At 60.5% G+C, this 24903-nt stretch carries 20 protein-coding genes; 8 read left to right on the top strand and 12 right to left on the bottom strand.

The window, feature by feature from the left end:
* Positions 1–30: 30 nt before the first annotated feature.
* Positions 31–951: a universal stress protein gene (locus tag CAF79_RS01535; RefSeq protein ID WP_085696121.1), complete on the bottom strand. Its 921-nt coding sequence runs from the start codon at positions 949–951 to the stop codon at positions 31–33.
* A gap of 72 nt (positions 952–1023) precedes the next feature.
* Positions 1024–1257, bottom strand: a complete 234-nt coding sequence (locus tag CAF79_RS01530; RefSeq protein WP_085696120.1) for an Lpp/OprI family alanine-zipper lipoprotein — start codon at positions 1255–1257, stop codon at positions 1024–1026.
* 431 nt (positions 1258–1688) lie between these two features.
* On the opposite strand from CAF79_RS01530, the gene fnr reads away from it, so the two are divergent.
* Both fnr and CAF79_RS01520 read left to right on the top strand, forming a co-directional pair.
* Positions 1689–2435 carry a fumarate/nitrate reduction transcriptional regulator Fnr gene (gene fnr / locus CAF79_RS01525; RefSeq protein WP_085696119.1) on the top strand — a complete coding sequence of 249 codons (747 nt, stop codon included), beginning with the start codon at positions 1689–1691 and terminating at the stop codon, positions 2433–2435.
* A 24-nt stretch (positions 2436–2459) separates the two neighbouring features.
* A complete protein-coding gene (locus tag CAF79_RS01520; RefSeq protein WP_085696118.1) occupies positions 2460–3443 on the top strand; it encodes a zinc-dependent alcohol dehydrogenase family protein in 984 nt (327 codons plus the stop codon).
* A gap of 123 nt (positions 3444–3566) precedes the next feature.
* On the opposite strand, the gene CAF79_RS01515 is transcribed toward CAF79_RS01520, so the two are convergent.
* The 3 genes from CAF79_RS01515 to CAF79_RS01505 are packed head-to-tail and all read right to left on the bottom strand — an operon-like array spanning position 3567 to position 7778.
* Positions 3567–4730, bottom strand: a complete 1164-nt coding sequence (locus tag CAF79_RS01515; RefSeq protein ID WP_085696117.1) for an iron-containing alcohol dehydrogenase — start codon at positions 4728–4730, stop codon at positions 3567–3569.
* A gap of 37 nt (positions 4731–4767) precedes the next feature.
* On the bottom strand, positions 4768–6537 hold the full coding sequence (locus CAF79_RS01510; RefSeq protein WP_085696116.1) for an acyl-CoA dehydrogenase C-terminal domain-containing protein: 1770 nt from the start codon (positions 6535–6537) through the stop codon (positions 4768–4770).
* Positions 6534–7778 (bottom strand): 3-hydroxyacyl-CoA dehydrogenase NAD-binding domain-containing protein, encoded by a 1245-nt coding sequence (locus CAF79_RS01505; RefSeq protein WP_371917907.1) that lies wholly within the window; start codon positions 7776–7778, stop codon positions 6534–6536. Before CAF79_RS01505 ends, CAF79_RS01510 begins: the two co-directional genes overlap by 4 nt.
* Before the next feature lie 69 nt (positions 7779–7847).
* Here CAF79_RS01505 and CAF79_RS01500 point away from each other — a divergent pair, with 69 nt between their 5' ends.
* Positions 7848–8765 (top strand): LysR family transcriptional regulator, encoded by a 918-nt coding sequence (locus CAF79_RS01500; RefSeq protein WP_085696114.1) that lies wholly within the window; start codon positions 7848–7850, stop codon positions 8763–8765.
* A gap of 102 nt (positions 8766–8867) precedes the next feature.
* Positions 8868–10829, top strand: coding sequence for an alkyl/aryl-sulfatase (locus tag CAF79_RS01495; protein ID WP_085696113.1), 1962 nt, complete (start codon positions 8868–8870; stop codon positions 10827–10829).
* Positions 10830–10846: 17 nt separating this feature from the next.
* On the opposite strand, the gene CAF79_RS01490 is transcribed toward CAF79_RS01495, so the two are convergent.
* The 4 genes from CAF79_RS01490 to CAF79_RS01475 are packed head-to-tail and all read right to left on the bottom strand — an operon-like array spanning position 10847 to position 14706.
* A complete protein-coding gene (locus tag CAF79_RS01490) occupies positions 10847–11140 on the bottom strand; it encodes a DUF202 domain-containing protein (protein ID WP_085696112.1) in 294 nt (97 codons plus the stop codon).
* A complete protein-coding gene (locus tag CAF79_RS01485) occupies positions 11133–11516 on the bottom strand; it encodes a YidH family protein (protein ID WP_085696111.1) in 384 nt (127 codons plus the stop codon). The genes CAF79_RS01490 and CAF79_RS01485 overlap by 8 nt, the downstream gene beginning before the upstream one ends.
* The gene (locus tag CAF79_RS01480; RefSeq protein WP_085696110.1) at positions 11516–12826 is read right to left on the bottom strand and encodes a DUF1329 domain-containing protein; all 1311 of its coding nucleotides are present in this window, start codon (positions 12824–12826) and stop codon (positions 11516–11518) included. The genes CAF79_RS01485 and CAF79_RS01480 overlap by 1 nt, the downstream gene beginning before the upstream one ends.
* Positions 12827–12852: 26 nt before the next feature.
* Entirely contained in the window at positions 12853–14706 is a 1854-nt protein-coding gene (locus CAF79_RS01475) for a DUF1302 domain-containing protein (protein ID WP_085696109.1), read from the bottom strand.
* A 215-nt stretch (positions 14707–14921) separates the two neighbouring features.
* On the opposite strand from CAF79_RS01475, the gene CAF79_RS01470 reads away from it, so the two are divergent.
* On the top strand, positions 14922–15878 hold the full coding sequence (locus CAF79_RS01470) for a LysR family transcriptional regulator (RefSeq protein ID WP_085696108.1): 957 nt from the start codon (positions 14922–14924) through the stop codon (positions 15876–15878).
* A 34-nt stretch (positions 15879–15912) separates the two neighbouring features.
* Here CAF79_RS01470 and CAF79_RS01465 read toward each other — a convergent pair whose 3' ends face one another.
* The 3 genes from CAF79_RS01465 to CAF79_RS01455 form a co-directional block, all read right to left on the bottom strand.
* Positions 15913–17169: an MFS transporter gene (locus CAF79_RS01465; protein ID WP_085696449.1), complete on the bottom strand. Its 1257-nt coding sequence runs from the start codon at positions 17167–17169 to the stop codon at positions 15913–15915.
* 109 nt (positions 17170–17278) lie between these two features.
* Entirely contained in the window at positions 17279–18442 is a 1164-nt protein-coding gene (locus tag CAF79_RS01460) for an acyl-CoA dehydrogenase family protein (RefSeq protein ID WP_085696107.1), read from the bottom strand.
* Positions 18443–18456: 14 nt separating this feature from the next.
* A complete protein-coding gene (locus CAF79_RS01455) occupies positions 18457–20004 on the bottom strand; it encodes a class I adenylate-forming enzyme family protein (protein WP_085696106.1) in 1548 nt (515 codons plus the stop codon).
* 445 nt (positions 20005–20449) lie between these two features.
* Between CAF79_RS01455 and CAF79_RS01450 the strand changes: the two genes are divergently transcribed.
* The 3 genes from CAF79_RS01450 (at position 20450) to CAF79_RS01440 (ending at position 24892) form a co-directional block, all read left to right on the top strand.
* Positions 20450–20992 carry a DUF3833 domain-containing protein gene (locus CAF79_RS01450; RefSeq protein ID WP_085696105.1) on the top strand — a complete coding sequence of 181 codons (543 nt, stop codon included), beginning with the start codon at positions 20450–20452 and terminating at the stop codon, positions 20990–20992.
* Between the two features lie 25 nt (positions 20993–21017).
* On the top strand, positions 21018–22556 hold the full coding sequence (locus CAF79_RS01445) for a cryptochrome/photolyase family protein (RefSeq protein ID WP_085696104.1): 1539 nt from the start codon (positions 21018–21020) through the stop codon (positions 22554–22556).
* Between the two features lie 161 nt (positions 22557–22717).
* Positions 22718–24892, top strand: coding sequence for a hybrid sensor histidine kinase/response regulator (locus CAF79_RS01440; RefSeq protein WP_085696103.1), 2175 nt, complete (start codon positions 22718–22720; stop codon positions 24890–24892).
* Positions 24893–24903 lie beyond the last annotated feature (11 nt).

The following is a 24903-nucleotide window of genomic DNA, read 5'->3' as shown; positions in this document are numbered from 1 at the left end:
AATGAAGGCACCCGGGTACTGGCGCTGCCATCAGTCGAAACCGGAAGTGGGCTTGACGATCATCAGGCTGCAGGGTGCCCGGTTCGTCAACGTTTCGACCGTACTGCCGACAAAACCATCGACATCGCGTTGATAGGCCGCCCCCAGCACCAGAATATCAAAAGCATTCTGGCGGGCGAACAGTTCGATCACCTTGTGGGGAATGCCGGTCAGTTGATGCCGCCGAGGCTTGTCGATGCCGTAGCGTTCGGCGAGCGCATCGAATGCCTCTTGTTGGGTATCGGTAATCGCCTCGCACAAGCTGCGGTCCAGACTTGGTGTCGGCACACTCATCGCGGCGTCCCCCAGCACCGACCAGTTACAGACGTTCAACAGCTGCAACGTCGCGCCGGTTGCGTCTGCCAGGGTTTTGGCGAGATCAAGAATCCGGTCGTTGAGGCCCTGGGTCAGTTCTTCCAGATGAGAAAGGTCGATGGCTGCCAGTATTTTCGCAGGCACGGGATTGGCGCCTTCGCTCACCAGGTGCAGATGAGCCGGACAGTCGCGCAGCAATACCCAGTCCAGCGGCCGATGAAAGGCACGCTCGAGTGCCGGCACATACTGCATGTCCTTGATCACCAGATCGGCATGGAAGTCATTGATGTATTCGAGTACATGGGCGGGCGTGGTCCTGGCCCACACCACTTCGGTGCTGACTGGCAGTCCGGCGCTGCGCTGAAACCGCGCTTGCTGTTCCAGCCACTGCCGGTGCACTTGCAGATAGCCCTCCCGCGCCTGAGTCATGGCATTCGGGTCCAAGAGACCCGCTACCGCCAGCGCCTGGACATAATCGAATGCCACGATATGCAAAAGCGCTCCGGTTGCCCTGGCCAGCGCTTCGGCACGTTCGAAGGCCGGAGAACGATTCATCTCGGGGCGAGCGATCAACAAAATGCGTTTGAGTTTGAGCATCACTTTTCCCCGGCAATGCTTGGCTGATCCTGCCAGCCTGACGTCCCTGTTCCGACTCGTGACCGATCTCGATTACTTGCGCACCGCTTTTTCGGCCATGCGTCTTGCGCGCTCGTACGCCTCTTCAGCCGCTCGCTGCGCCTGCTCTGCCTTGAGCAACGCCTCATCGGCCCGAAGCCTGGCGGTTGCGGCGTTGTCCTCGGCGGACTCCAGCCGAGCGTCGAATTCTTCGGTCTGGCGATGACCGCAACCGCCAGTCGCCGCCACCAGCAAACCGAGCACGACGATGACCAAGCGCCTGTTCATGGTTTTCTCCTCAATGGATCAATGCTGAAGGCCGTGTTGGCTTGAGTATCTGGCGTTGGGCTCCGCCGGCTCTGATCTTTGTCAAACAAATCGCTCGATTGCGGCCGCTGCGGCCCGAAGCGCCATTGTTGATATTCCTCAACGAAATTTTGTCGGCCAGGCGTAGAAAAAAGACCTGGCCAAGGCTATTCGCGTCAAGGTCGAAGGTCCCGATCAAATGATCGATTCTGGAGGGCGGCCCCCGCCGTAACTTGATTTAAATCAAGCGTCACCCTCAGCGCACAGGTTCAATTGACGACTCGCCCTGAAGCGAAAGTAGATGATGAGTGACATATTCCATTGGTCGTTTTTTTTCTTTGCCGACGCCGGTTTGAGTGCCCCTGACAGACGGGCAACTATAATTAAACGCCCGTGTGATGGGGATCACATTCATGTCCGACACCAAAGCGTTGCAATTTCGTCGCCTCAAGTCGGCCTGCTCCAACTGCAGTGTGCTGGAGCTGTGTTTGCCGATCGGCCTGTCCGGGCCGGAGGTAGAGCGGCTGGATGCACTCATCGCCCAGCGCTTCAAAGTCAGGAAAGGCGCGGCCCTTTACCGTGAAGGTGATCCGTTGCGATCCCTGTATGCCGTCCGCCTGGGGTCATTCAAGACCAATTTGCTGTCCCTCGACGGGCGTGAGCAGGTCACCGGTTTTCAAATGCCGGGAGAAATGCTCGGCCTGGACGCCATCAGCACTGACTCCCATACCTGCAACGCCTTTGCACTGGAAGACAGCGAAGTCTGCCCGATCCATTTTTCCCATCTGGAAAAACTCGCGCAGCAACTGCCCTCGCTGCAACACAACCTGACCAAGCTGCTGAGCCGGGAAATCGTGCGCGACCACGACATGCTCATGTTGCTCGGTACGATGAACTCCGACGAACGCCTGGCAGCCTTCCTTCTGAACCTCTCGCAACGCCTGAACCAGCGCGGTTACTCGGCGAAAAACTTCGTACTGAAAATGCGCCGCGAGGAAATCGGCTCGTACCTGGGTTTGCGCCTGGAAACCATTTGCCGGGGCATCGCGCACTTGCGCGACAAGGATCTGGTGGAGATCTCCGGGCGTGACGTAAAAGTCCTCGACCTGGAAGGGCTCAAGCAGATGATCGCCGGTTGCCATCGCCCTGTCGGGCATTGATCTCGTCCAATCTGGAGCCTGCCTGTGCGCGCCATGGTTCTGCACTCGCCCGGACAGCCGCTGCAACGGGAAGAACGTCCGGTTCCCGTTCCCGGCGAACGGCAACTGTTGATCAAAGTCCTGGCCTGCGGTGTGTGCCGTACCGATTTGCACCTGTTGGACGGCGAACTGCCGCAAGCGGTGCTGCCTCGGGTGCCGGGGCATGAAATCGTCGGTGAAGTCACCGCTGTGGGTAGCGACGTCGCCTCTGAGTGGATCGGACGACGGGTCGGTGTTCCCTGGCTGGGCTGGACCTGTGGCGAATGCACGTTCTGCCGATCGGGCCGAGAAAACCTCTGCGATCAGGCGCAGTTCACCGGCTGCCAACTGGACGGCGGCTACGCCGAGTACACCGTTGCCGATCCGCGATTCTGCTTCCCGATTCCCGATGCCCTGAGCGATCTGCAGGCCGCGCCCCTGCTGTGTGCCGGACTGATCGGCTTTCGTGCGTTGCAAATGGCCCGTGACGCCCGCCACCTCGGTCTCTACGGGTTTGGCGCGGCAGCCCACCTGGCGATCCAGATCGCCCGGGGCCGCCACCAACAGGTGTACGCCTTCACCCGGCCCGAGGATCACGAAAGCCAGGCCTATGCCCGCAAGCTGGGGGCCGTATGGGCCGGCCCTTCGGATCAACTGCCGCCTCATCCGCTGGATGCCGGCCTGATTTTCGCTCCGGTCGGCGCGCTGGTGCCTCTGGCGCTGTCGGCAACAGTCAAGGGCGGTTGCGTGATCTGCGCCGGAATTCACATGAGCGACATCCCCGCTTTCCCCTATCGTCTGCTCTGGGGCGAACGCATCCTGCGCTCGGTAGCCAACCTGACCCGTGAGGACGGCACTGCGTTTTTCACCGAGCTGCAACACACGTCAGTGCACTGCGACGTCACCCGGTTTGCGCTGGATGAGGCCAATCAGGCCTTGGCCTGTTTGCGCAGTGGTCGGTTCAACGGCGCCATCGTGCTCACTCCCTGATGCTTGATCGACCACATTGTTGACGTGACCACAGGCATCGTTGTCATGCCAACGCGTAGTGATCTGGTTGAATAGTGATCTGGGTGAAGTTGCGGTAGCTGGCACCAGACCGCGGATCGCTCATCACCAAGCCGCCCTGTAAATGGCCAAAGCATCGTCATGGCTGACTTCGCGCGGATTGTTCACCAACAGTCGTTGCTGCAGCATCGCGTCACTGGCCAATTGTTCGAGGCAATTCCCGGGGACGTTGATATCACGCAGGCGAGCCGGCAGGCCGCAGCGCTGCGACAGTTGCTCCAGTTCCGTAATCATCTGCTCGGCGAGGCTGCTGCGATCACCTGCCTGCAACCGGTCCCCAAGCAATGGCGCGGCAAGTTCGGCGTAATCCGCTTGGGCCATGGGCAGGTTGAAACGCAGAACGTGCGGCAGCACTAACGCATTGGACAAGCCGTGGGGAATATGGAAGTGCCCGCCCAGCGGATAAGCCAGGGCATGCACTGCGGCAACCGGTGCGTTGGCAAACGCCTGCCCGGCAAGGCAGGCGCCGAGCAGCATGGCCTGACGTGCAGCGAGATGACCGCCGTTATGTACCGCTTGATCAAGGTTCGTCGCCAGCAGTCGCAACGCCTCGCGAGCGAGCAGGCTGGACAGCGGGTTGCGTTTGATTTTGCTGGTGTAAGCCTCGATGGCGTGGACCATCGCATCGATACCCGTAGCGGCCGTGACCTGTGGTGGCAGCCCCAGGGTGCAGACGGCGTCGAGGATGGCGAGATCCGGCAGCAGCAATGACGAAACGATGCCCATTTTGCTGGTTTCGCCGGTGGTGACGATGGCGATCGGCGTGACTTCCGAACCGGTGCCCGCCGTGGTCGGCACCTGAATCAACGACAGGCGCCTGCCCTTGGCCTGATCGACGCCGTACAACTGGTTGAGTGTCTGGGCATTGTCGGGGTGGGCGAGCAACGCGACCAGTTTGGCGACGTCCATCGAGCTGCCGCCACCGAAACCGACAATCAGGTCGGCACCGATGTGCCGGGCGCGCTCGACCGCCGCCAGTACGCAGTTTTCATGGGGGTCGGCGGATACATCACTGAAAATCGCCACAGCGACTTTCGCAGTACTGAACCCTGGCAGCAGGTCGTCAAGTAAACCGAGCCGGGCAATTCCCGGATCGGTGACGATCAAAACGCGCCGGGCACCGCGTTCCCGGCACAGGTTGGCGAGTCGTTGCACCGCGCCGGCTTCGCAGAGAATCTGCGCGGCGGTGGCAAAGCTGAAGGACTGCATCGACACGATTCCTTGTTTTTATGAGTGACAGGCCTGATCAGGCGTTGAAATCGCCGGCCGCAATTGCCATCAGGCAATTCGCTCCGCCCAGTAACGCTTCGCGATGAGCGCCGGCGCGGGGCAGCAGACGTCGCCAATAGAAGTCAGCAGTGTGCAATTTGGTTTGATAAAACTCGCGATCAGGACTTCCTTGCGACAAGGCCTGCTGCGCGCAGACAGCAGCCTGCAGCCAAAGAGCGGCCAGCAGGACGTATGCCGAGTAGGCAAGAAAATCCACCGACACCGCGCCGATTTCCTGCGGATCGCGCTGACAGGCTTCGATGACCGAGGTGCCGAGTGCGCGCCATTCGGTCAACCGCAGGCTGACTACCCGGGCCATTTCCTGCAGCGTTTCATGGGATTGGGCGGTATCAAGCCCTGTTGCCAATTCATCGATCAGCGCATCGAGCTCGGCACCGCCGTCGGCCAGCAGTTTGCGGCGTATCAGATCCAGCGCCTGGATACCGTTGGTGCCTTCGTAGAGTTGAGTGATGCGGCTATCGCGCATTAACTGCTCCATGCCCCACTCGCGGATATAGCCGTGTCCGCCATAGAGCTGCACGCCAAGGCTGGCGACTTCCTGCCCCACGTCGGTAAAGAACGCTTTGACAATCGGAATCAGCAGCGCTGCACGGCGCTTCGCCGCGTTATGTTCCTCGCCCATTCCCCCTTCCTGGTCCAGCTGCCGCGCGGTATAGGCAGCGAGCATCCGGCAACCTTCAGTCAGCGCTTTTTGCGTCAACAGCATGCGGCGCACGTCGGGATGAACAATGATCGGATCGGCGGCCTGATCAGGCGCGACCGCACCGGCCAGGGAGCGGGACTGTAAACGCTCACGGGCGTAGCTCAGGCCACCCTGAAACGCCGCTTCGGCAATACCCAGGCCTTGCAGGCCCACCTGGAAACGCGCGTCATTCATCATGGTGAACATGCAGGCCAATCCCTGATTCGCCTCACCAACCAGCCAGCCTTGCGCACCGTCGAAATTCATCACGCACGTCGAGGTGCCCTTGATGCCCATCTTGTGTTCCAGCGCACCGCAACCAAGACTGTTGCGCTGGCCATCGGGCAGAATTTTCGGCACAAGAAACAGGCTGATCCCCCTCACCCCCGGCGGCGCGCTCGGCAGACGGGCGAGTACCAGGTGGATGATGTTATCGGTCAGATCCTGCTCGCCACCGCTGATGAAAATCTTGGTACCCGTGACCCGGTAACTGCCATCACCTTCAGGCTGAGCACGGGTGCGCAACAGGGCCAGATCGGTGCCGGCATGAGGTTCGGTGAGGCACATGGTTCCGGTCCATTCACCGCTGACCATTTTCGCCAGATACGTTTGTTTGAGCGCCGGGCTGCCGTGTCGATGCACGGCCAGCACCGCGCTTTCAGTCAGACCTGAGTAAATGCGAAAGGCCAGGGAAGCCGACATCAGCATTTCGTGAAAACATGCCGCAACCATCTGCGGCACGCCCTGCCCCCCGAACGCCAGCGGCCCGGTCATGCTGGCCCAACCGTTAGCAACGTATTGTCGATACGCCTGGCGAAACCCTCGTGGCGTGCTGACTTCACGGCCATGCATCTGACAGCCCTGCTCGTCACTGTTGCGATTGAGCGGAGCGATGACTTCGCCGGCAAAACGCGCCGCCTCCTCGAGGATGCCATCAATCGTGTCGCGGTCGAGCTCAGTGCGCATTTGCTGACAATGTTCAGTGACGTTGAACAGTTCGTGCAAAACAAAGCGCATTTCACGCAGTGGCGCCTGGTAAGTCATACCTCACCCTCCTGGACATTGAAGAAGTGCCTGCCGTCAGCAATCAATTGGCGGATCAGCGCTGCCGGTCGCCAGCACTCACCGAACAGGCTTTGCAAATGTTCGAGCCGTGCGGCAATCAGGGGTAAACCTTGTGCGTCAGCCCAGCGCATCGGGCCACCTGTGTCCTTGGGAAACCCGTAACCGTTGAGCCAGACTTGATCGATGTCATGGCTGTTGGCAGCGATCTTTTCTTCGAGGATTTTCGCGCCCTCATTGATCAAGGCCAGCAGGCAGCGCTCGAGGATTTCCTGTTTGGAGATCTCGCGGCGGCGATAACCCAGCCCATGAGAGATTTCGAGCACCAGCGCGTCGACCTGAGGATCGTGTTCGGCGTGACGGCTGTCCTCCGGGTAGCTGTAGTAGCCATGGCCGGTTTTCTGACCGAAGCGGCCAAGGTCGCACAGCGCGTTATCAACCTGTACCAAAGGTGCCTCCATGCCCTCCCCGGCCAGTTGCCGCGCGCGCCACTCCAGATCGATACCGACCACGTCATACATGCGGAACGGGCCCATGGCGAAACCGAATTGCTGCAATACCGCATCGACCTGATGGGGTAATGCGCCCTCAAGCAACAACTTGCGCGCTTCGGCCACGTAGCTGGCGAGCATGCGATTACCGATGAAGCCGGGACAGTTCCCTGCGACGACCACAACCTTGCCGATCCGCTCGCCCAGCCTGCACGCAGCATCGAGCACCCCGCTGTTGGTGCGTGCACCACGGATGACTTCCAGCAGCTTCATGACGTGCGCCGGGCTGAAGAAATGCAGTCCCAATACTTGCTGCGGGCGAGCCGTGACGGCGGCAATGGCGTCGATGTCCAGCGCGGACGTATTACTGGCCAGAATGGCCTGCGGCTTGAGTTGGCGGTCGAGTGCGCGAAAGATTTCCTGTTTGAGCTCAAGGCTCTCGTACACCGCTTCGATCACCAGATCGACCTCGGCCAACGCCGCATAATCGTGAACGGCCTGGACACGCTGGCGGTTGGCTTCAGCCTCAGGCTGGCTGATGCGCTGCTTGACGACCTGCTGCGACCAGATCTGCTCGATCGCACTCAACCCTGCGTCGAGAGTCGGTGTATTGCTGTCCAGCCAAAGCACTGGCAGTCCGGCGCTGGCCAGGCTGATGACGATGCCGCGGCCCATGGTGCCGGCACCAATGACAGCAACCTGTCTGATATCCAAAGAGGTACTCACACGCATGCTCCAGAGACGAAAAGAACAGCCGCCACCCTAAGCACGCATCAGATATTTTTGAAATTTAGATTAACCATGGAATATATTTTCCCCATGAATATGTCGAACTTTGATCTGAATCTATTGCGCGTCCTTGACATGCTGTTGCGCGAGCAAAATGTCTCGCGCGCAGCTGAGCGGCTGGCATTGACGCAACCTACGGTCAGCAATGCACTGGCGCGGTTGCGTGACCTGCTTGACGATCCGCTGCTGGTGCGTGTCGGCCGTCGCATGTGCCCGACGCCTCGCGCACTCGCCCTCGAAGGGCCAATTCGCGCGGCACTCGGGCAAATTGAGCAGACGCTGGCTATCGGCGATGTCTTCCAGCCGCTGCTCAGCCACCGCCAGTTGCGCATTGCGTTGACCGATTTTGTCGAACAGCTGTGCATGCCACCCTTGCTGGCGCATCTGCAGACAGCGGCGCCGCACCTGCGCATCGACGTTGTGCACCTGGCACCCAATCTGCCGGCCGATGCGCTGGACCGCGGCGATCTGGACATGGTGCTCGGGCGCTTCAACGAGCTGCCGGCGAGGTTCACCCGGCAACTTTGGCGCCGGGAAACGTTGCGGGTTGCCGTGCGCCGCAATCATCCGCAGGTCAACCACTCTCTGGATCTTCAAACCTTCTTGCGGTTGCGCCACCTCTGGGTGCACGGCGGGCAAACCCGCGGAATGGTCGATCAATGGCTGGCCGAACAGAATCTGCAACGACAGATCGTGTACACCACACCCAATTACTTGCAGGCCGCGCACCTTGTAGCAGCCACCGACCTCTGCGTTGTCCTGCCCACTCAGCTCGCCCAGCAGTTCGCCGAATTGCTGCCACTGGACTTGCATGATCTGCCGTTTGCGCTGGATCCTTTCGAACTGGATCTGGTGTATCTGAGCCATCGCCAACATGACCCGGCGCTGGCCTGGCTGTCGGAGCAGATCCTCGCCATCGCGCAGCCTTGAAAGCATCGAAAAATGAGATGGCCACCATGCCGCTCTGGTATTGGCTGCGCTTTGGCAGGCTACTTAGAGTGATTGGCCCTCAACAATAACAAGGAACACCCCATGCGTTTGCGACCCTCATTGCTGGCACTGGCCGTGCTTGCACCGTTGTCCGGCCTGGCAGCTACGCCAGCCAAGGATGCAACGGCCATCACCCTCGACAGCAACGCGCAATGGCTGCAACGTCTGCCATTTGCCGACCGTAGTGATTTCGAGACCGCGAACCGTGGCCTGATCGAGGGTTATGACGCAGTGGTCAGCAATGGCGCGGGCAACAGTGTCTGGGACCCAGGTCAATACGCGTTTCTCAACAACGCTGACGCGCCTGGCACGGTCAATCCGAGTCTGTGGCGGATCGCCCGACTCAACAGCATCGCGGGGCTCTTCAAGGTCACCGAAGGCATTTATCAGATCCGCGGCCTGGACCTGGCGAACATGACTATTGTCGAGGGCGACAGCGGGCTGATCGTGATGGATCCGCTGCTGTCGGTCGAGACGGCAAAAGCTGGCATGGCGCTGTATTTCAAACACCGACCGCGCAAACCGGTCAACACAGTGATTTACACCCATCCGCACGTCGATCATTTTGGCGGCGTGCGCGGGGTGATCGATGAGGCCGACGTCAAGGCGGGCAAGGTTCAGGTCATTGCACCGCAGGGGTTTTTCGAGCACGCCATCGGTGAAAACGTATTGGCCGGGCCGGCGATGAAGCGTCGCGCCCAATACATGTACGGCGCCGCGTTGCCGCGCAGTGAGCGCGGTCAGGTGGATGCGGGCCTGGGCAAAGGAATTCCGGCCAATGCCACCATCAGCCTCATCGCCCCCACACGGGAAATCACCCAGCCGCTGGAACGGCTGATACTGGACGGCATTGAGGCCGAGTTCCAGCTCACCCCCGGCACCGAAGCCCCAGCAGAAATGAACATCTATTTTCCAGGATTCAAGGCATTGTGCATGGCCGAAAACGCCACGCACGTTCAGCACAACGTGCTGACCTTGCGTGGCGCGTTGGTACGTGACCCGAAAATCTGGGCACATTATCTCGATCAGTCATTACGCCAATACGGTGATCAGGCGCAGGTCGTTTTCGCCCAGCATCACTGGCCGACCTGGGGTGGCCAGCAAATACGCGACTACCTGGCCGATCAACGTGACATGTACGCTTTCATCGACAGCCAGACGCTGCGCCTGATCAACCAGGGCCTGACGCCAATGGAAATCGCGGCGACCCTGACAAGTCTGCCGCCGCAATTGGCGAGCAAGTGGTATAGCCGTGACTACTACGGCTCGTTGAGCCACAACGTACGCGCGGTCTACCAGCGTTACATGGGGTTCTATGACGGTAATCCCGCCAATCTCGACCCGCTGACGCCACGCGATGCCGGCAAGCGTTACGTGGCGGCCATGGGCGGTGCCGATCAGGTACTCAAGCAAGCGCATACCGCGTTCGACGCAGGCGACTATCGCTGGGTGGCGCAGTTGGTCAACCACTTGGTGTTTGCCGAACCGGACAACGTTCAGGCGCGACAACTGCAGGCCGACGCACTGGAACAATTGGGTTATCAAAGCGAAAACGCCACGTGGCGCAATGCCTACCTCAGCGGCGCACAGGAATTGCGCGATGGCGTAGCTGCGGCAAGCGGTGCCGGTGGCAACGCCGATGACATGGTGCGAGCCCTCACACCCACCCTGTTTTTTGATTACCTGGCGGTGCGCATTGATGCGTTCAAGGCCGCTGATCGCGACCTGACCATCAACTGGCGCTTTACCGACCTGAACGAGGATTACGCCCTGACCCTGCGCAACGGTGTATTGACCCACCGTGACCGAACCCGCCACGAGCACGCCGATGTCGAGGTCAGCATGGCCAAGTCAACGCTCGACCGCATTGCCCTCAAGCAGACCGGTTTTCTCAAGGAAGCCACCCTGGGCGACATTTCCATTCAAGGCGAACGTTTGAAGTTTTTGCAGTTCATGGGCGGTCTCGACGAAGCGGATGCGCGATTCAACATCGTCACCCCTTGAATAGGCCGAGCGGTGTGTCAATCACCGCTCAACAATCCCGCCACGCCAATGACTGCCATGACACATACGCCAGCGCCGAGGCTCAATATCGAACCCGGCGCCGGCATTGCACGCTCCGCCTCCAGCATCGCCAGGCCCTGCCGATATCGCCGTCCGGGCCGACACATCATGACCAGCACCGGCACCATTGCGACGGCGGACTGCAGCCAATCGCCCGCCCGGAACGCCAGCACCGCTACGACCAGCAGCGAGACGGTCGTGCGTCGCCACGCCAGCTCAGTACGTTCGGCCTGCAAGCCTGGATCAACCATGCCAACGCGGCCACAACACTACCGTGAGCATCAATGCCGCAAAGACGCAAGCGAGGGTCAACAAGGGCACCAACGTCGGCAGTGGCAGCGCCCGGCGCTGTCGCAATGCTCGCTCCACGCGCAGCCAGCGCAAGCAAGCCCCCGAACTGATCAACAGGCTTACGAGCATCAGGCTCAGCGCCATGCCCATGCGCAATGGCGGCGCGAAGGCGTTCACCGCCAGGGCTTCGACTGCGATGCCCCCTCCGAGCAATGCCAGGGAGGTGCGCATCCAGGCAAGAAAGGTTCGCTCGTTGGCTAATGTAAAGCGTGGGTCCGGCGGCTCGCCCTCGCCCAGCAGCCGTTCGGTCCAGCAACGGGTTGATCGCTCGCTCATCAACGCACTCCGAAGCTGCGCAATGCGCCGGGCGAAAAGTACGAGAGGCTGGTGGCGAGGTTGAACACAAACGGGCGCTGTTGTTCGTTGATCAATCCGGAGACGTGATAGCGCGAGCTCTTGAGGTCATAAGTAACCTCCAGCGCGTTCACTGCCACCTGCCCGACCGGGTGATAAAAACTGTGTGCCGCAGTGGTGCGCCACAGCTCGCCGTGCTGATCGTAGACGTCCGCCTCCAGAATCGCCCAGGTGTCTTCATCAACGTAGAAATGGCGTTGGGTGTAGATGTGCCTGGCGCCGGGCTTCAGGGTAGCGACCACTTCCCAGACACGGTGCAGTTCGTAGCGCGTCGGCCCCGGGTCGAGATGACCACGCTGGATCAGCCCGCTGTAGCGCAAGTCCGGGGACGCCAGCCGGTAGCTGTTGTAGGGCACATGCAGCAGTTTTTTGCCGAGCAATTTCCACTCGTACCGGTCGGGTGCGCCATTGAACATGTCGCGGCTGTCTGCGGTACGCAGGCCTGCCGTGCCGGGGCCGGTGGTGTCATAGTCGACTCCCGGGGCGCGGCGCACCCGTCGCTGGCCGGCACTGTAGACCCAAGAAAGGCGTGGTTGGGCGACTTGATCGAGCGTCTCGTGCACGACGATGGCATCGCCGGCCACACGTGACGGCGCGGTCATCCGGTAGGTGAAGTAGTACAGGATATTATCTGTCGCATCATCTGAGACGGGTTGCGGGAGAGCGACGTCCTGACGCGAGCTCATGCGCACGAAGCGACCGTTCTTCAGCGGCGTCACGCTGTCGGACATCAGGCTGTAACTGGCGTTGCGTGGGCGTGTCAGATGGTTCCAGATCACCTGCAGGCCGTTGGCGGGAATGGGAAAGGCAATCGCCCCGGAAAAACCCTTCAAGCCATTGCCACCATCCACCAGCGTTGCATTGGCAGCATTGCGTGCTGCCGACAGGGCCACCGCTGAAGGTACGCCGGCACTGCGATGGGTCGGGTAGACCGGCAATCGCATTGTTTCGGGAAACCGCTTGAGCATGGCGATCTGGCCTGGTGTCAACTGATCCTGATACTGCTGCGCATTCGCGGCGGTGATCTCATAAAGCGGTTGTTCATCGGCGTATGGGTCAAGCGGCGTACCATTGCTGGCCAACCGAAACTGCGCGGTGTCGAGTCCGCCCTGCCAGGCTGGAATTCTGCCATCGGCGCTGGCGGCACGTTCCGCTCCCGCCGGGGTCAGGTGTTCGCCAAGGCCGTCCGCCGCCATCGCACCGGTGATCCAGAGCAAACCGAATAGCATCATGCATGTGGTCTTCATCGTCGTGCCCTTCAGAAAGTGACGCCCAAGCTCAGTGAGAGAAAATCGCGGTCGCCGCGCGTGCCGTAATCGCCGTCGATGTAATCGGTGTAAGCGAGACTTACGCTGTAGGTACTGGCGAGCGTCGCGTCCAGACCGACGCTGATGGCTTTCGAGCCCTCACTGAATGCCGAGCCTTCCACCGGCCCTGTGCCGTGCACGTCATGAGCCCAGGACAGGTTCGGGCGAAAATCGAAACCGGCCAGAACATTGGGATAGGTCCACGTTGCGCGCACGCGGTAACCCCAGGAAAACGGCGTGAGAAACCCTTCGTTGTTGCAGTGCTGCGGCGTTTTCGAGATGGCCTGACAAACGCGAGGATCGGCCAGTTCTCCGCTGTTGAATGTGCCCGAGCGTCCATACCGGGGGCCGCCGCGCCCCTCCAGACCGCCGACATACGTGGCGCCGATTTCGCCCACCAGCAGCAGCTGACTGGCCCCCATCATTTGACCGAACGAATGCAGGGCGGTGATTTGTGCCTGGGTCATTTCCTTGCGCCGGTAGCCATCGAACAGCGCACTGTCGCGGTCGGTTCGCAAACCTTCGCCCAGCAATGGCGAGCGACCTTCGATATTGAGCAGTGACTGAATAATGTCCGTGCCGTTGAGTTGCATCGGCATGTTCGGCCGATAGCTCAGTTCGCCCTGCAGCGCCGTTCCAGTACGCAGGGTGGTGGCGAACGAAAGCCCATACAGGCGAATGTCTTCCGGGTACTGGACCTGATATTGCGAAGTCCCCAGACGCAGTGCGCCAGTCAGCGACTGGCCTGCGGCCGAGGCCACAAATGCCCCGCACCCGGCAGCGCCAATACCCAGGTTGGCGCATAACTTTGGAGCGAACGCGGTGTTGTTGAAATACGGGCTGCTGACGGTGCCCATGTAAGGCGTGCGGCTGTGATAGTTGGCCGCGTAGGCGCCGAATTCGGTGTCCAAAGCGCTGACGTACCAGCGCAGCGACAATCCCCATTGCCCGCCGTTGCGTGCGTCATCGTCTGCTGCGCGGGGAATGCGCACGCCCTCTTGCGTCAGGTTGACCCCCAACGGCGTCAACCCGGCCACGGCGGCAGGGTTACCCAGCAATTTGGCGCCGACATCAAGGCCATCGCAGCCGTCAGGCAGAAAATCGTTGTTGGAGAAAAACGTCGCGCAGTTGTCGAGTTGAGTCTGCTCCCAATCAAGTTGATAGAAAGCGTCGAACGACAGTGCCTCGGTCAGGTTTTGCGTGACATAGAACAGGTTGACCGGCACCAGCGCATCCTTGACTTCGGAACCCGGACGGCGCAGCGCGGACAGGTTGAACGGGTTGATGACGTTGAGCCCGCCCTGAATGAAGGTGCTTTCGCCCCAGTTCACCACTTGCTTGCCCAGGCGCACCGAGCCCGGCTGGCCGTCGATGTCGTAGAGGTAGTAGCCAAAAGCATCGAGCAACTGAGTGCCCGCGGTTTTCGCCGATCGCTTGCGGTTGTTGTCGGCGACCTTCTTGAAGCGCTGGTCATGATCGCGCAGCGCGGTGTCGTACCAATATGTGCCGCGTAAAAACACGCCAATGTTGTCGCGCTTCAGCTCAAGGTCATGGGTACCCTTGAACACCGCCGAGAACACATCGCCGGAGGCGAAGTTGAGTTTGCCATCGTCGCTGTTGGCGCTGTTGTGTAACGCCGGATCAGGGTTGGCCGTGGAAATACTCGTGCCCAGGCTCAGCGCCGAATCGAACTGGGCTTCGAGATCGTTCCATTGAAATTGCAGGGCGACGGCAGGACTGGAAACACAACAGCAAGACAATAAAAAAAACGACGGTCGAGCGAGACCGCGAATATGCAATTGCATCACTCTTTACCTCTTATTGTGTTTATCGAGAGTGAGATTTCCGGGGATGTCTTGTAGCGGGGACAGCGCCCGCTGACTCAGCAGGCAAGCGGATTGTTGCGGTTGATCTGGGCCTCTTGTTATGTCTCTATGGATACTAAGTAGGCGCCCCGACCTGAACAAATAGCGTCTTCAGATAGTTGCCATAACACTTCGGCATACCAGAGATTGACCCCATGACGTTGAAACAGCTGCGTTACCTCATCGCGATTGTCGAGGCTGGAAGCTTCTCCAGCGCCGCGCGACGCGCCTTCATTGCCCAACCGGCGTTGAGTCGACAGATCGGCTTGCTGGAAAGCGAACTGGATATGCAATTGCTGTCGCGCCTGCATGACGGCATCGAATTGACCGACGCCGGCCGGCAGTTGTATGAGGTGGCGCGTTCGGTGATTCAGCAAGTCGACTCAGTGAAGGATGAGCTCAAATCAAGCCGTGGCAATCCCATGGGGCACGTGTCGATCTCCATTCCGGCGACGGCGTCGGCACTGCTGCTGCCAGCGATCATCACCCAGGCGCAGAGCAAATTTCCGGGGATCAAATTGACGGTGTGGGACGGCCTGAGCCGTGAAGGCGGCCAGGCGATCGAGTTGGGCAAGGTCGATTTTGGTGTGGTGCCCAATGCCGAGGAGCTGGAACACGTCATCGCCGAACCGGTGTTTACCGAGGACCTTTTCTGGGTCGGCGCCACCGCGCAAGAAGCCAATCACTCACCGATCAGCCTCGCCGAAGCGGCCGCGACGCGCCTGGTGATGCCGCCGCGCGCACTGCATCTGCGCCGGCGTATCGAACAGGCCGCAATGGAAACCGGCGTGACACTTGATTCCAGCTACGAACAACAGTCGGCGCCGGGCATCAGCAGTCTGGTGCGCGCGGGACTGGCAGCGACCATCAGCAACTGGCCGCCATTGACGGATCTGCTTGAACCGATTTCAGCGCGACTGATCGTCGAGCCGCGCATCACGCGCACCGTGTCCCTCGCCCATTCGCAGCACAAGCCGCTGTCGTTCGCCGCCACCTGCATGCGCGACCTGGTGCGCAGCCTGCTTGTAGACGCTGTCATCGAAGGCCGCTGGAAAGGCAGCCTGATCGAACGCACTATCGAGCCACCGCTGAGTTTTGTCGGCGAAGCCTGAAGCTGTCACGGCGCAGTCGGACGGCGCCGTTTGCTCAAATCACTGCCGGCCGCCCGACAGCGTCGACCTGAAGCAAGCGCTGGCGAGTCTTCTGCGGATTCATCCACAACAAGCCCGCCAGCCCGGCAACCACCAGCACCGCCCCGCATACCAGAAACCCTTCGGCGTAACCCGCCGGATGCTCGGCGCCAGCACCCTGCACCAACAATCCGGTGACCACCGGAGCCGACAGACCGGCCAGCGACGCAATGCCGTTGCCAATCGCGAGGACGCCTGCACGCTGGCTGCCCGGCGTGAACTCGGCGAGCATCGCCGGGCCGACCGAATACATCACCAGAGCCAGCCCCCCGCTGAACGTCAGACAGACGATCCGCTCCACGTTGCTCAGGCCCTCAAGCATGAGCGCGGCGGACAGCAGGCCGCTGACAATCAGGCAAATGGCAACGAATGCGCCCCGCGACCAGCGGGTCGTGATGCCCGCACGCATGAACCGTTGCGATAACCAGGCCAGAAACAGACTCAACGGTGTCGTCACCACCACGAACAGTACAAACACCCGCCCCGTCATGATCGGGTCAATGCCCAAACCGGTCTGCAGGTAGCTCGGCACCCATGTCAGGGTCAGTGCCAGCGACCAGTTGGCGGCGAAATGACAGAGGTAGTTGCTCAGTACCGTGCTGTCGAGCAGTAGCCGCCGATAAGCGACCCTGGCTTCGTCCAGTCTCAATTGCCCGGTGCGAATCCTGTCGAGGGTGCCTTCGCTGCCAAGCAACCACCACAACACACACCACACTGCACCGATCACCGCGAGCACGATGAAGTTCATGCGCCAGCCGTAATGCACGCTGATCCACGGGATCATCGCACCGGCGACCAGCAGCCCCAGCGCACTGCCCGTGTGCAGCAGCGCAACCGGCAGATTGCGACGGTCATTGGGAAACCATTTGTACAGCGCATGGGTCGCAACTGGCGACGCCGGGCCTTCGCCAATGCCGAGCAACACCCGGCAGGCAATGATGGCCCACAGCGAACTGACGAACAGCATCGGTAACTGGATCACCGCCCAGAACGCCCCCATGCCCAGCAACAATGTGCGCGTGGGGCGGCGGTTGGCGACAAATCCCCCGATCACAGCGGATATGGCAAAAAACCAGTGCAAGGCGCCGCCCACCAGACCGAATTCGGTGGGGGTCAGGCCCAGCTCCTTGGACATCGGTACCGCGACCAGGCCAATGACCACTTTGTCGAGGAAGTTCACCAGCATCAAAACCGCCAGCAGTACCGCAATCATCCAGGCCGTGCCCGGACGCGCAGGTTTGTCAGTGTGAGTCATGGTCATCTCTCGTTATTGTTTTTATCGGAGCGTCCGGCCCGCAAGGCCGGACGTACGGCAAGCGACCCTAAGCGGGCATCAGCACGCCTTTGGCGATGGTGTTGCGCTGGATTTCACTGGTTCCGGTCAGGATGCGCATCATCCGCGTCGCACGGAAAATCCACTCCACGGGATGCCCGCGCAACAGACCGGCACCGCCGTGGATCTGCACCGCACGGTCAGCGATCCGGAACGCGGTCTCCGAGACGAACAGCTTGCACATCGGTGCCTGGGTACGAATGTCGCCACCGCTGTCATTTACTGCCGCAGTGGCGTACACCATGCTTCGGGCAGCGTGCAGTTCGGTGGCCATGTCGGCGATCATGTGATTGATCGACTGGAACATCGCGATCGGCTGACCGAACTGCTTGCGGGTTCGCGCGTAGTCGATCGACAGGTTCAGCGCCAGACCGGCCAGCCCCAGCAACGTCGGGCAATGGAGCAGGCGGTTGAGGGTAATGCGGCCCATCGCCAATTTGAAGCCCTGCCCCTCTTCGCCGATGCGATGGGTCACCGGTACGCGAACTTCATCGAGAAAAATATCCCCATGCGCACCGCCGCCGGACATCACCGAATAGTCGCTTTCGATGCGTACGCCGGGTGCTTTCAGGTCGACAAAAAAAGCCGAAATGTTTTGTGCTCCCGTGCCCGGTCCGGTGACCGCCAATAGCACGGCAATGTCGGCGTAAGGTGCGCCTGAAATGAAGCGTTTGCCGCCGTTGAGAACGTAATGGTCACCCTCCAGCCGCGCACGGGTCTGAATGGCCGCCGCATCAGAACCGGCCTCGCTTTCAGTGAGGGCGAAGCACACGGCTTTCTGCGCTTTGCAGATGGGCTGCAGGATCGTTTCGACCTGCACGGGACTTGCGACTTTGAACAGATGACCAATGCGCGGCGGACCGGACAGTTCGCCCAGAATGTGTGGCGCCAGCATCGAACCGGTCAGCACCGTCGCCTCCTTCACCGCACACAGATCGGCGACGCTCAGCCCCGCGCCGCCGATGGCTTCGGGCAGCATGATGTTGTAGTAACCCAATTCGCACGAACGCTGCCAGACCTGCTGCAATACCTGGCGGGGATGCGGTTCGGCCCAACTGAGGCCTTCACGCTGTTCAAGCGGGCGGATTTCTTCGCGGACAAAGCCCTCGATGCCTTCGATAATGCCGCGCGCCTTTTCACTTGGTTGATACATGATGATGTCCTCGGTCAGATGCGGCGTTCGCTGTTTTGCCAATAGGCATCGCGGATCAGGCGGCGGACCACCTTGCCGTTGGGGTTTTTCGGCAACTCGCTGACGAAGTCCACGCCGCGCGGTTTCTTGAAGCCCGCCAGGATCCGGGCGCAATGCTCGATGATTTCGGTTGCGCTGATCTCGGCGCCGGGCTTGAGTACGATGACGGCGTGCACCGCTTCGCCCCACTGCTCGTCGGGGACGCCGACCACCGCCGCCTCAAAGACCTGCGGCAAGGTGTAAAGCACCTGTTCGACCTCGGTCGGGTAGACGTTGAAGCCGCCGGAAATGATCATTTCCTTTTTGCGGTCGACGATGAATACATAACCCTCGTCGTCCACCGTCGCCAGGTCGCCAGTGAGGTAGTAACCGTCGCGCATCACCTCCGCGGTCAGCTGTGGCGCCCGCCAGTAGCCCTGCATGATGTCAGGCCCCTTGACGACAATTTCGCCAATCTCACCGGGCTTTACATCGTCGAACTCATCATTGACCACCCGCAGGTCTGTCTCGAAATAACAACGCCCGCACGAGCTCAGACGCCGGTAGTCACCGTCCTCGCACAAGTGATCCTGTTCGGTCAGCACGGTCACCAGCGAGCAGGTTTCACCCGCGCCGTAACCCTGCGCCAGAATCGGCCCGAACACCTCTATAGCGCGTTTTACCAACGACGGTGCCATGGGCGCGGCGCCATACATGAGCAGGCGCAGACTGCTCAGGTCATACCGTGACACGTCTGGGAGATTCACCAGCCGATTGATCATCGCAGGGACCAGAAACAGGCGCGTTACCCGTTCGCGCTGAATGCTTTCCAGCAACTGCCGATCGTCGTAACGCTCCAGCAGCAGGTTGCAGGCACCGACAGCCAGCAACGGCATCAACTGCATGCCGCTGGCATGGGTGATCGGGCCGACGTGAGCCATGACATCGCCCGGCACTGCTCGTCGCGTGGGGCTGGCGATACTCTTGCGGATCAGCGCCTTGCGGTTGCCGACGCTGAGCATGGCAGCCTTGAGCACGCCGGAACTGCCAGAGGTGTAATGCAAAACGGCGAGGGTGTCGTCAGGCAGATCACAGCTGACAGGCTTGTCACAGCCTTGGCTGAGCAAGGTCGGATAATCGATGTCGGCGCCACCTTCGTCCAGCGATACGATCAAGCGCAGTGCAGGCACTTCGGTACGTCGGGCGATCAGCGCTTCGGCGAATGCCGCCGTGGTGATCAGCGCCACGCTGCAGGAGTCGTTGAGGATCTGAACGACTTCATCCAGCGACAGCCTTGCGTTGATCGGGACCTTGACCAGCCCAGCCTTGTAGAACGCCACCTCGGCCTCCACCAGCTCGACTCGGTTGGGCGCAAGAATGCCGACATGCTCACCGGTGCGGATACCCTTCTCCAGCAGGCTGGAAGCAAGCTGATTGGTGCGTCGCTCAAGCTGAGCAAATGTAAGCCGGCTTCGGTGATCAATGACCGCCATATGCTGCGGCCAGTACTTGGCACTTCGACTAATTATTTTTCCGAGGTTCACGTTGTTGTTCTCGTCGACAGTAAAAACCCGATCGATGCTAAACAGCGCAAACCTAACGGCGGTAATAACAGTTACGGATGGGGGCTATAACGTTTTTGACTGGAGCACGATGGATCCGTTGAGCAAGACCTCACGAGCGTCACGATCACTATTCGTCCCGCCCCCCGCTACTCAACCAAGCCTTCACATCGTGGTGTGTGGCTTCGGATACACACGAAAAATTGCCGCTTCATTGTCAGGTGGTGTTTTTCCGCCTATCTTGTTTAATACCTATACAAAATGATCTTATGCGTACAACATTTTTTGCTGCCAACCTATTTTTACGGGCCCTCCTGCCGCGAGAAAGCGAAATTTGATGGCCACAACCCTGTACGTGCGATGCATGGCGTACAAGAAAGCGGGGCGAATACTTCCCCCGGTACCTCCGCAATCAGGAAGTAAGGCAATGTCTCGATTACTGCTGTTACTGACACTGATGCTCAGCATCGCAAGCTGCACCGGCGTGGATGTCAATCGTTATGCCGATCAACAGCCAGCCCTGGATCTGCACCGTTTTTTCAGCCAGCCCGTCAAGGCCTGGGGAATGTTCCAGAAGCGCAGCGGCGAAGTGACCAAGCGTTTCGAAGTCACGATCGTCAGCCGCCGCGAAGGCGACAACCTGATTCTCGACGAGCGCTTCCTGTACAGCGACGGTACCCGCCAGCAGCGCGTATGGACATTGACGCCCGAGGGCCAGGGACGCTGGAGCGGTCGCGCCGGCGATGTGGTCGGCGTTGCCCGGGGCCAGATTGCCGGGAACGCCCTGCACTGGCGTTATCGCCTGAACCTGCCCGTCGACGATTCGACCTATGAAATGAGCATGGACGACTGGATGTATCTGATGGATGAGGACACGTTGATCAACCGCACCAGCATGTCCAAGTTTGGCGTGGAAGTTGGTCAGGTGACTTTGTTCTTCCGTCGTCAGGGCACAGAAGCAAGCCCATGATCCGTACAACGCAGAGCTCAGTTGAATGAACGCAACCCGCCGTCTGTGCCTGGTACTGGGCGACCAGTTGTCCTTCGACCTGGCTTCATTACAGGCACTCGATGCCGAGCGCGATACGGTGTTGCTGGTCGAAGTCATGGAAGAAGCCAGCCATGTGCCCCACCATCCACAGAAGATCGCCCTGATCTTCAGCGCCATGCGCCACTTCGCCAAGGCGCTGCGAGACCAGGGCGTACGTGTTGAATATGTCACCCTGGATGATCCAGATAACCGCAATTCGGTGCCGGGTGAGTTACAGCGCTGGCAAGCGCTGTTGCAGGCCGAAGAAGTGCACGTCACCGAGTGCGGCGACTGGCGGCTGGAGCACTCGATGAAGGAATGCGGCTTGCCGATTCACTGGCACGCCGATACGCGTTTTCTGTGCAGTCGCGAAGAGTTCGCTGCATGGGCCGAGGGCAAAAAACAGCTGCGCATGGAGTTCTTCTACCGGGAGATGCGGCGTAAGAGCCGCTTGCTGCTCAATGGCGACGGTTCTCCGGTGGGAGGGGCGTGGAATTTCGATGCCGAGAATCGCAAGGCCCTGCCCAAAGGCGTGAAAGCCCCCTACCCCGCGCGCTTCCATAACGACGCCATCACCAGCGAAGTACTGGCACTGGTCAAGGCGCGTTTCAGCCAGCACTACGGCGCGCTCGATGACTTCAACTATCCCGTCACCCATGCCGATGCGCAGGCACTGTGGGCGTACTTTCTCGATTACGGTCTGGCCGGGTTTGGCGATTACCAGGACGCCATGGCCAGTGATGAGCCGTTCCTGTTTCATGCGCGCATCAGCGCAGCACTCAATATCGGCCTGCTGGACTTGCGGCAGCTGTGCAGCGACGTGGAGTCGGCATACTGGTCCGGCAGCGTTGCGCTCAACGCCGCCGAAGGCTTCATTCGGCAACTGATCGGCTGGCGTGAATATGTGCGAGGCGTGTATTGGCTGAAAATGCCCGACTACGCGCTGGGCAACTCGTTCGGCAACACCCGGCCACTGCCTGAGTTCTACTGGACCGGCGATACACAGATGAACTGCATGCGCCACGCCATCGGGCAAAGCTTGCAGCACGCCTACGCGCATCACATTCAGCGGCTGATGGTCACCGGCAATTTCGCCCTGCTCGCCGGTATCGCACCGAGCCAGATCTGCGAATGGTATCTGGCGATCTACATGGATGCCTTTGACTGGGTCGAGCTGCCTAACACACTGGGCATGGTCATGCACGCCGATGGCGGTTATCTCGGTTCCAAACCCTATTGCGCCAGCGGCCAGTACATCAATCGCATGTCGGATTACTGCCGCGATTGCACGTACAAGGTCAGCGAAAGCACGGCGGACAATGCCTGCCCGTTCAATTCGCTGTACTGGCATTTCCTGATGCGCCACGGCGAGCTGCTGCGGGGCAATCAGCGCATGAGCATGATGTACAAGAACCTCGATCGCATGCCGCAGGCCAGGCAAGAGGCACTGTGGCAACGCGGCGAGAAGCTGCTGGCCCGCCTGGACAAGGGGGAGTCGATCTGAACTCGGTGTTCGCCCGAAACCATCGGTGAAACTTAACGACGGCGCCACCTGTCAACGAATGAACAGCAATCAAGCCTGACCGTTTTGCGATGACCACTGTCCCAGTCCGGCCTGTCCGCCCCATGAAACCGGCCCCTGAAAAACCTAACAAAGCAGGTGAGATGGATACCCTCAAACACCTTACTCGCGAAGCACTTGAGTCCGAGGTAAAGCGATTACGCGCCGCGCTACTGAGCAGTGAAGTCGACACTGAGCAGAATGTGGCGGCCCAACTGCAGGCCAGTAGAGCTGCGCTCGCCCGCAGTGAGGAACGCTTCAGCACCATTCTGGAAACCATTGAATCGGCATTTGCCATCGTCAAAGTCAAATTCGACGCCAACGACGATCCCGTCGACTACTACTTCGTCGAGGCCAATCCGGCGTTCGAGCGCCAGTGCGGGGTCAACCTGCGCGGCAAATGGGTCACCGAGTTCGCGCCCAATCTGGAACGCTTCTGGTTCGAAACCTACGGCCATGTGGCCAAGACCGGGGAACCGGCGAACTTCGAAAATTACGCCAATACCTTTGAACGCTGGTTCGATGTGCGCGCCGTGCGGGTCGGCGATCCGGCCGACCGGCAGATCGCGATCCTGTTCAACGACGTCACCGAGCGACGCGATGCCGAGGAGCGCTTGCGCGCCAGTGAAGCGATCGCCCGGGAGAACGTCGAGCGCGTGCAACTGGCCCTCGCCGCCGGCGCCATTATCGGCACCTGGCATTGGGACCTGCTGACTGATCGCTTTGCCGTCGACGAAGGCTTCGCCCAGGTGTTCAACCTCGACCCGAGTCTGGGGCGCGAGGGCCTCAGCCTCGAACAAGTGATCACCAGCGTGCACCCCGACGATCGGGATGCGCTGACCACGGCGATCGACGAAGCCATTGGTCGCGGCGGCGCCTATTCCCATCAGTACCGCGTGCGCCGCGCCGACGGCAGATACCAGTGGATCGAAGCCAACGGCCGCGTTGAGTGTGCCGATGACAACAAACCACTACGCTTCCCCGGCGTCCTGATCGACGTCGAGGAACGCCGCACCGTTGAGGCGGAGCGCGACGGGGCTATCGCCGCCTTGCGTGCGCTCAACGACACACTGGAACAACGGGTGTCATCGCGCACCGCCGAGTTGATGCAAGCGGAAGAAAAACTGCGTCAGTCGCAGAAGATGGAGGCGGTCGGCCAACTGACGGGGGGCCTGGCTCATGACTTCAATAATTTGCTGGCCGGCGTTTCTGGCGCGCTGGAATTGATGGGGACGCGGATCAGTCAGGGCCGGTATAGCGAAGTCGACAAATACATGGTCACCGCTCAGGGCGCGGTCAAGCGTGCTGCTGCCCTCACCCACCGCCTGCTGGCGTTCTCCAGACGCCAGACCCTCGATCCGCGCCCTACCGACGTCAACATGCTGATGACCGGCATGACCGAACTGATCCAGCGCACCGTGGGCCCGAGCATTTTTCTGGAAACCATTGGCTCGCCGGAGCTCTGGCCGACGCTGGTGGATGCCAGTCAACTGGAAAACGCGCTGCTCAACCTGTGCATCAACGCCCGCGATGCGATGCCCGATGGCGGACGCATTACCATTGAAACGGCCAATCGCACCATGGATGCCGAGACCGCCGCCGCGCTGGACATTCCCGAAGGTGAATACGTGTGTCTGTGCGTCACCGATACCGGCATCGGCATGTCGGCGGATGTGGTCGCCAAGGCCTTCGACCCGTTCTTTACCACCAAGCCGCTGGGCCAGGGCACGGGGCTCGGGCTGTCGATGATCTACGGTTTCGCCAAGCAATCCGGCGGCCAGGTGCGCGTGCACTCGCAGGTCGACCGAGGCACCACGATGTGCATCTACTTGCCGCGTCACTGCGGCGACCCCGTGCACAGTCTCGATGACAAGCACATCGCACCGGCTGTAGTTCCCAAGGCCAGCGAGACCATTCTGGTGGTGGACGATGAACCCACGGTGCGCGCCTTGCTGACCGAAGTGCTTGGCGATCTCGGCTACAACCTGCTTGAGGCAAGCGACAGCGTTGCAGGCCTGAAGGTGTTGCAATCGAACGTGCATATCGACTTGCTGATCACCGACGTCGGCCTGCCGGGTGGCATGAACGGCCGACAACTGGCTGACGCCGGCAGAGAGATCCGGCCGAACCTGACGACCCTCTTCATTACCGGTTACGCGGAGAACGCAGTGATCGGCGCCGGACAACTGGGCCCCGGCATGCAGGTGCTGACCAAGCCCTTCGCGATCGACACGCTGGTGGCGCGGGTCAGTGAACTGATGTGCTCAAGATCCGAATGAACGACCGCTGC

The organism is Pseudomonas sp. B26(2017) (assembly GCF_002113045.1).
GTDB lineage: Bacteria > Pseudomonadota > Gammaproteobacteria > Pseudomonadales > Pseudomonadaceae > Aquipseudomonas.
The sequence above is the reverse complement of the archived record's forward strand: the minus strand, read 5'-3'. Positions and strand labels throughout refer to the sequence as shown.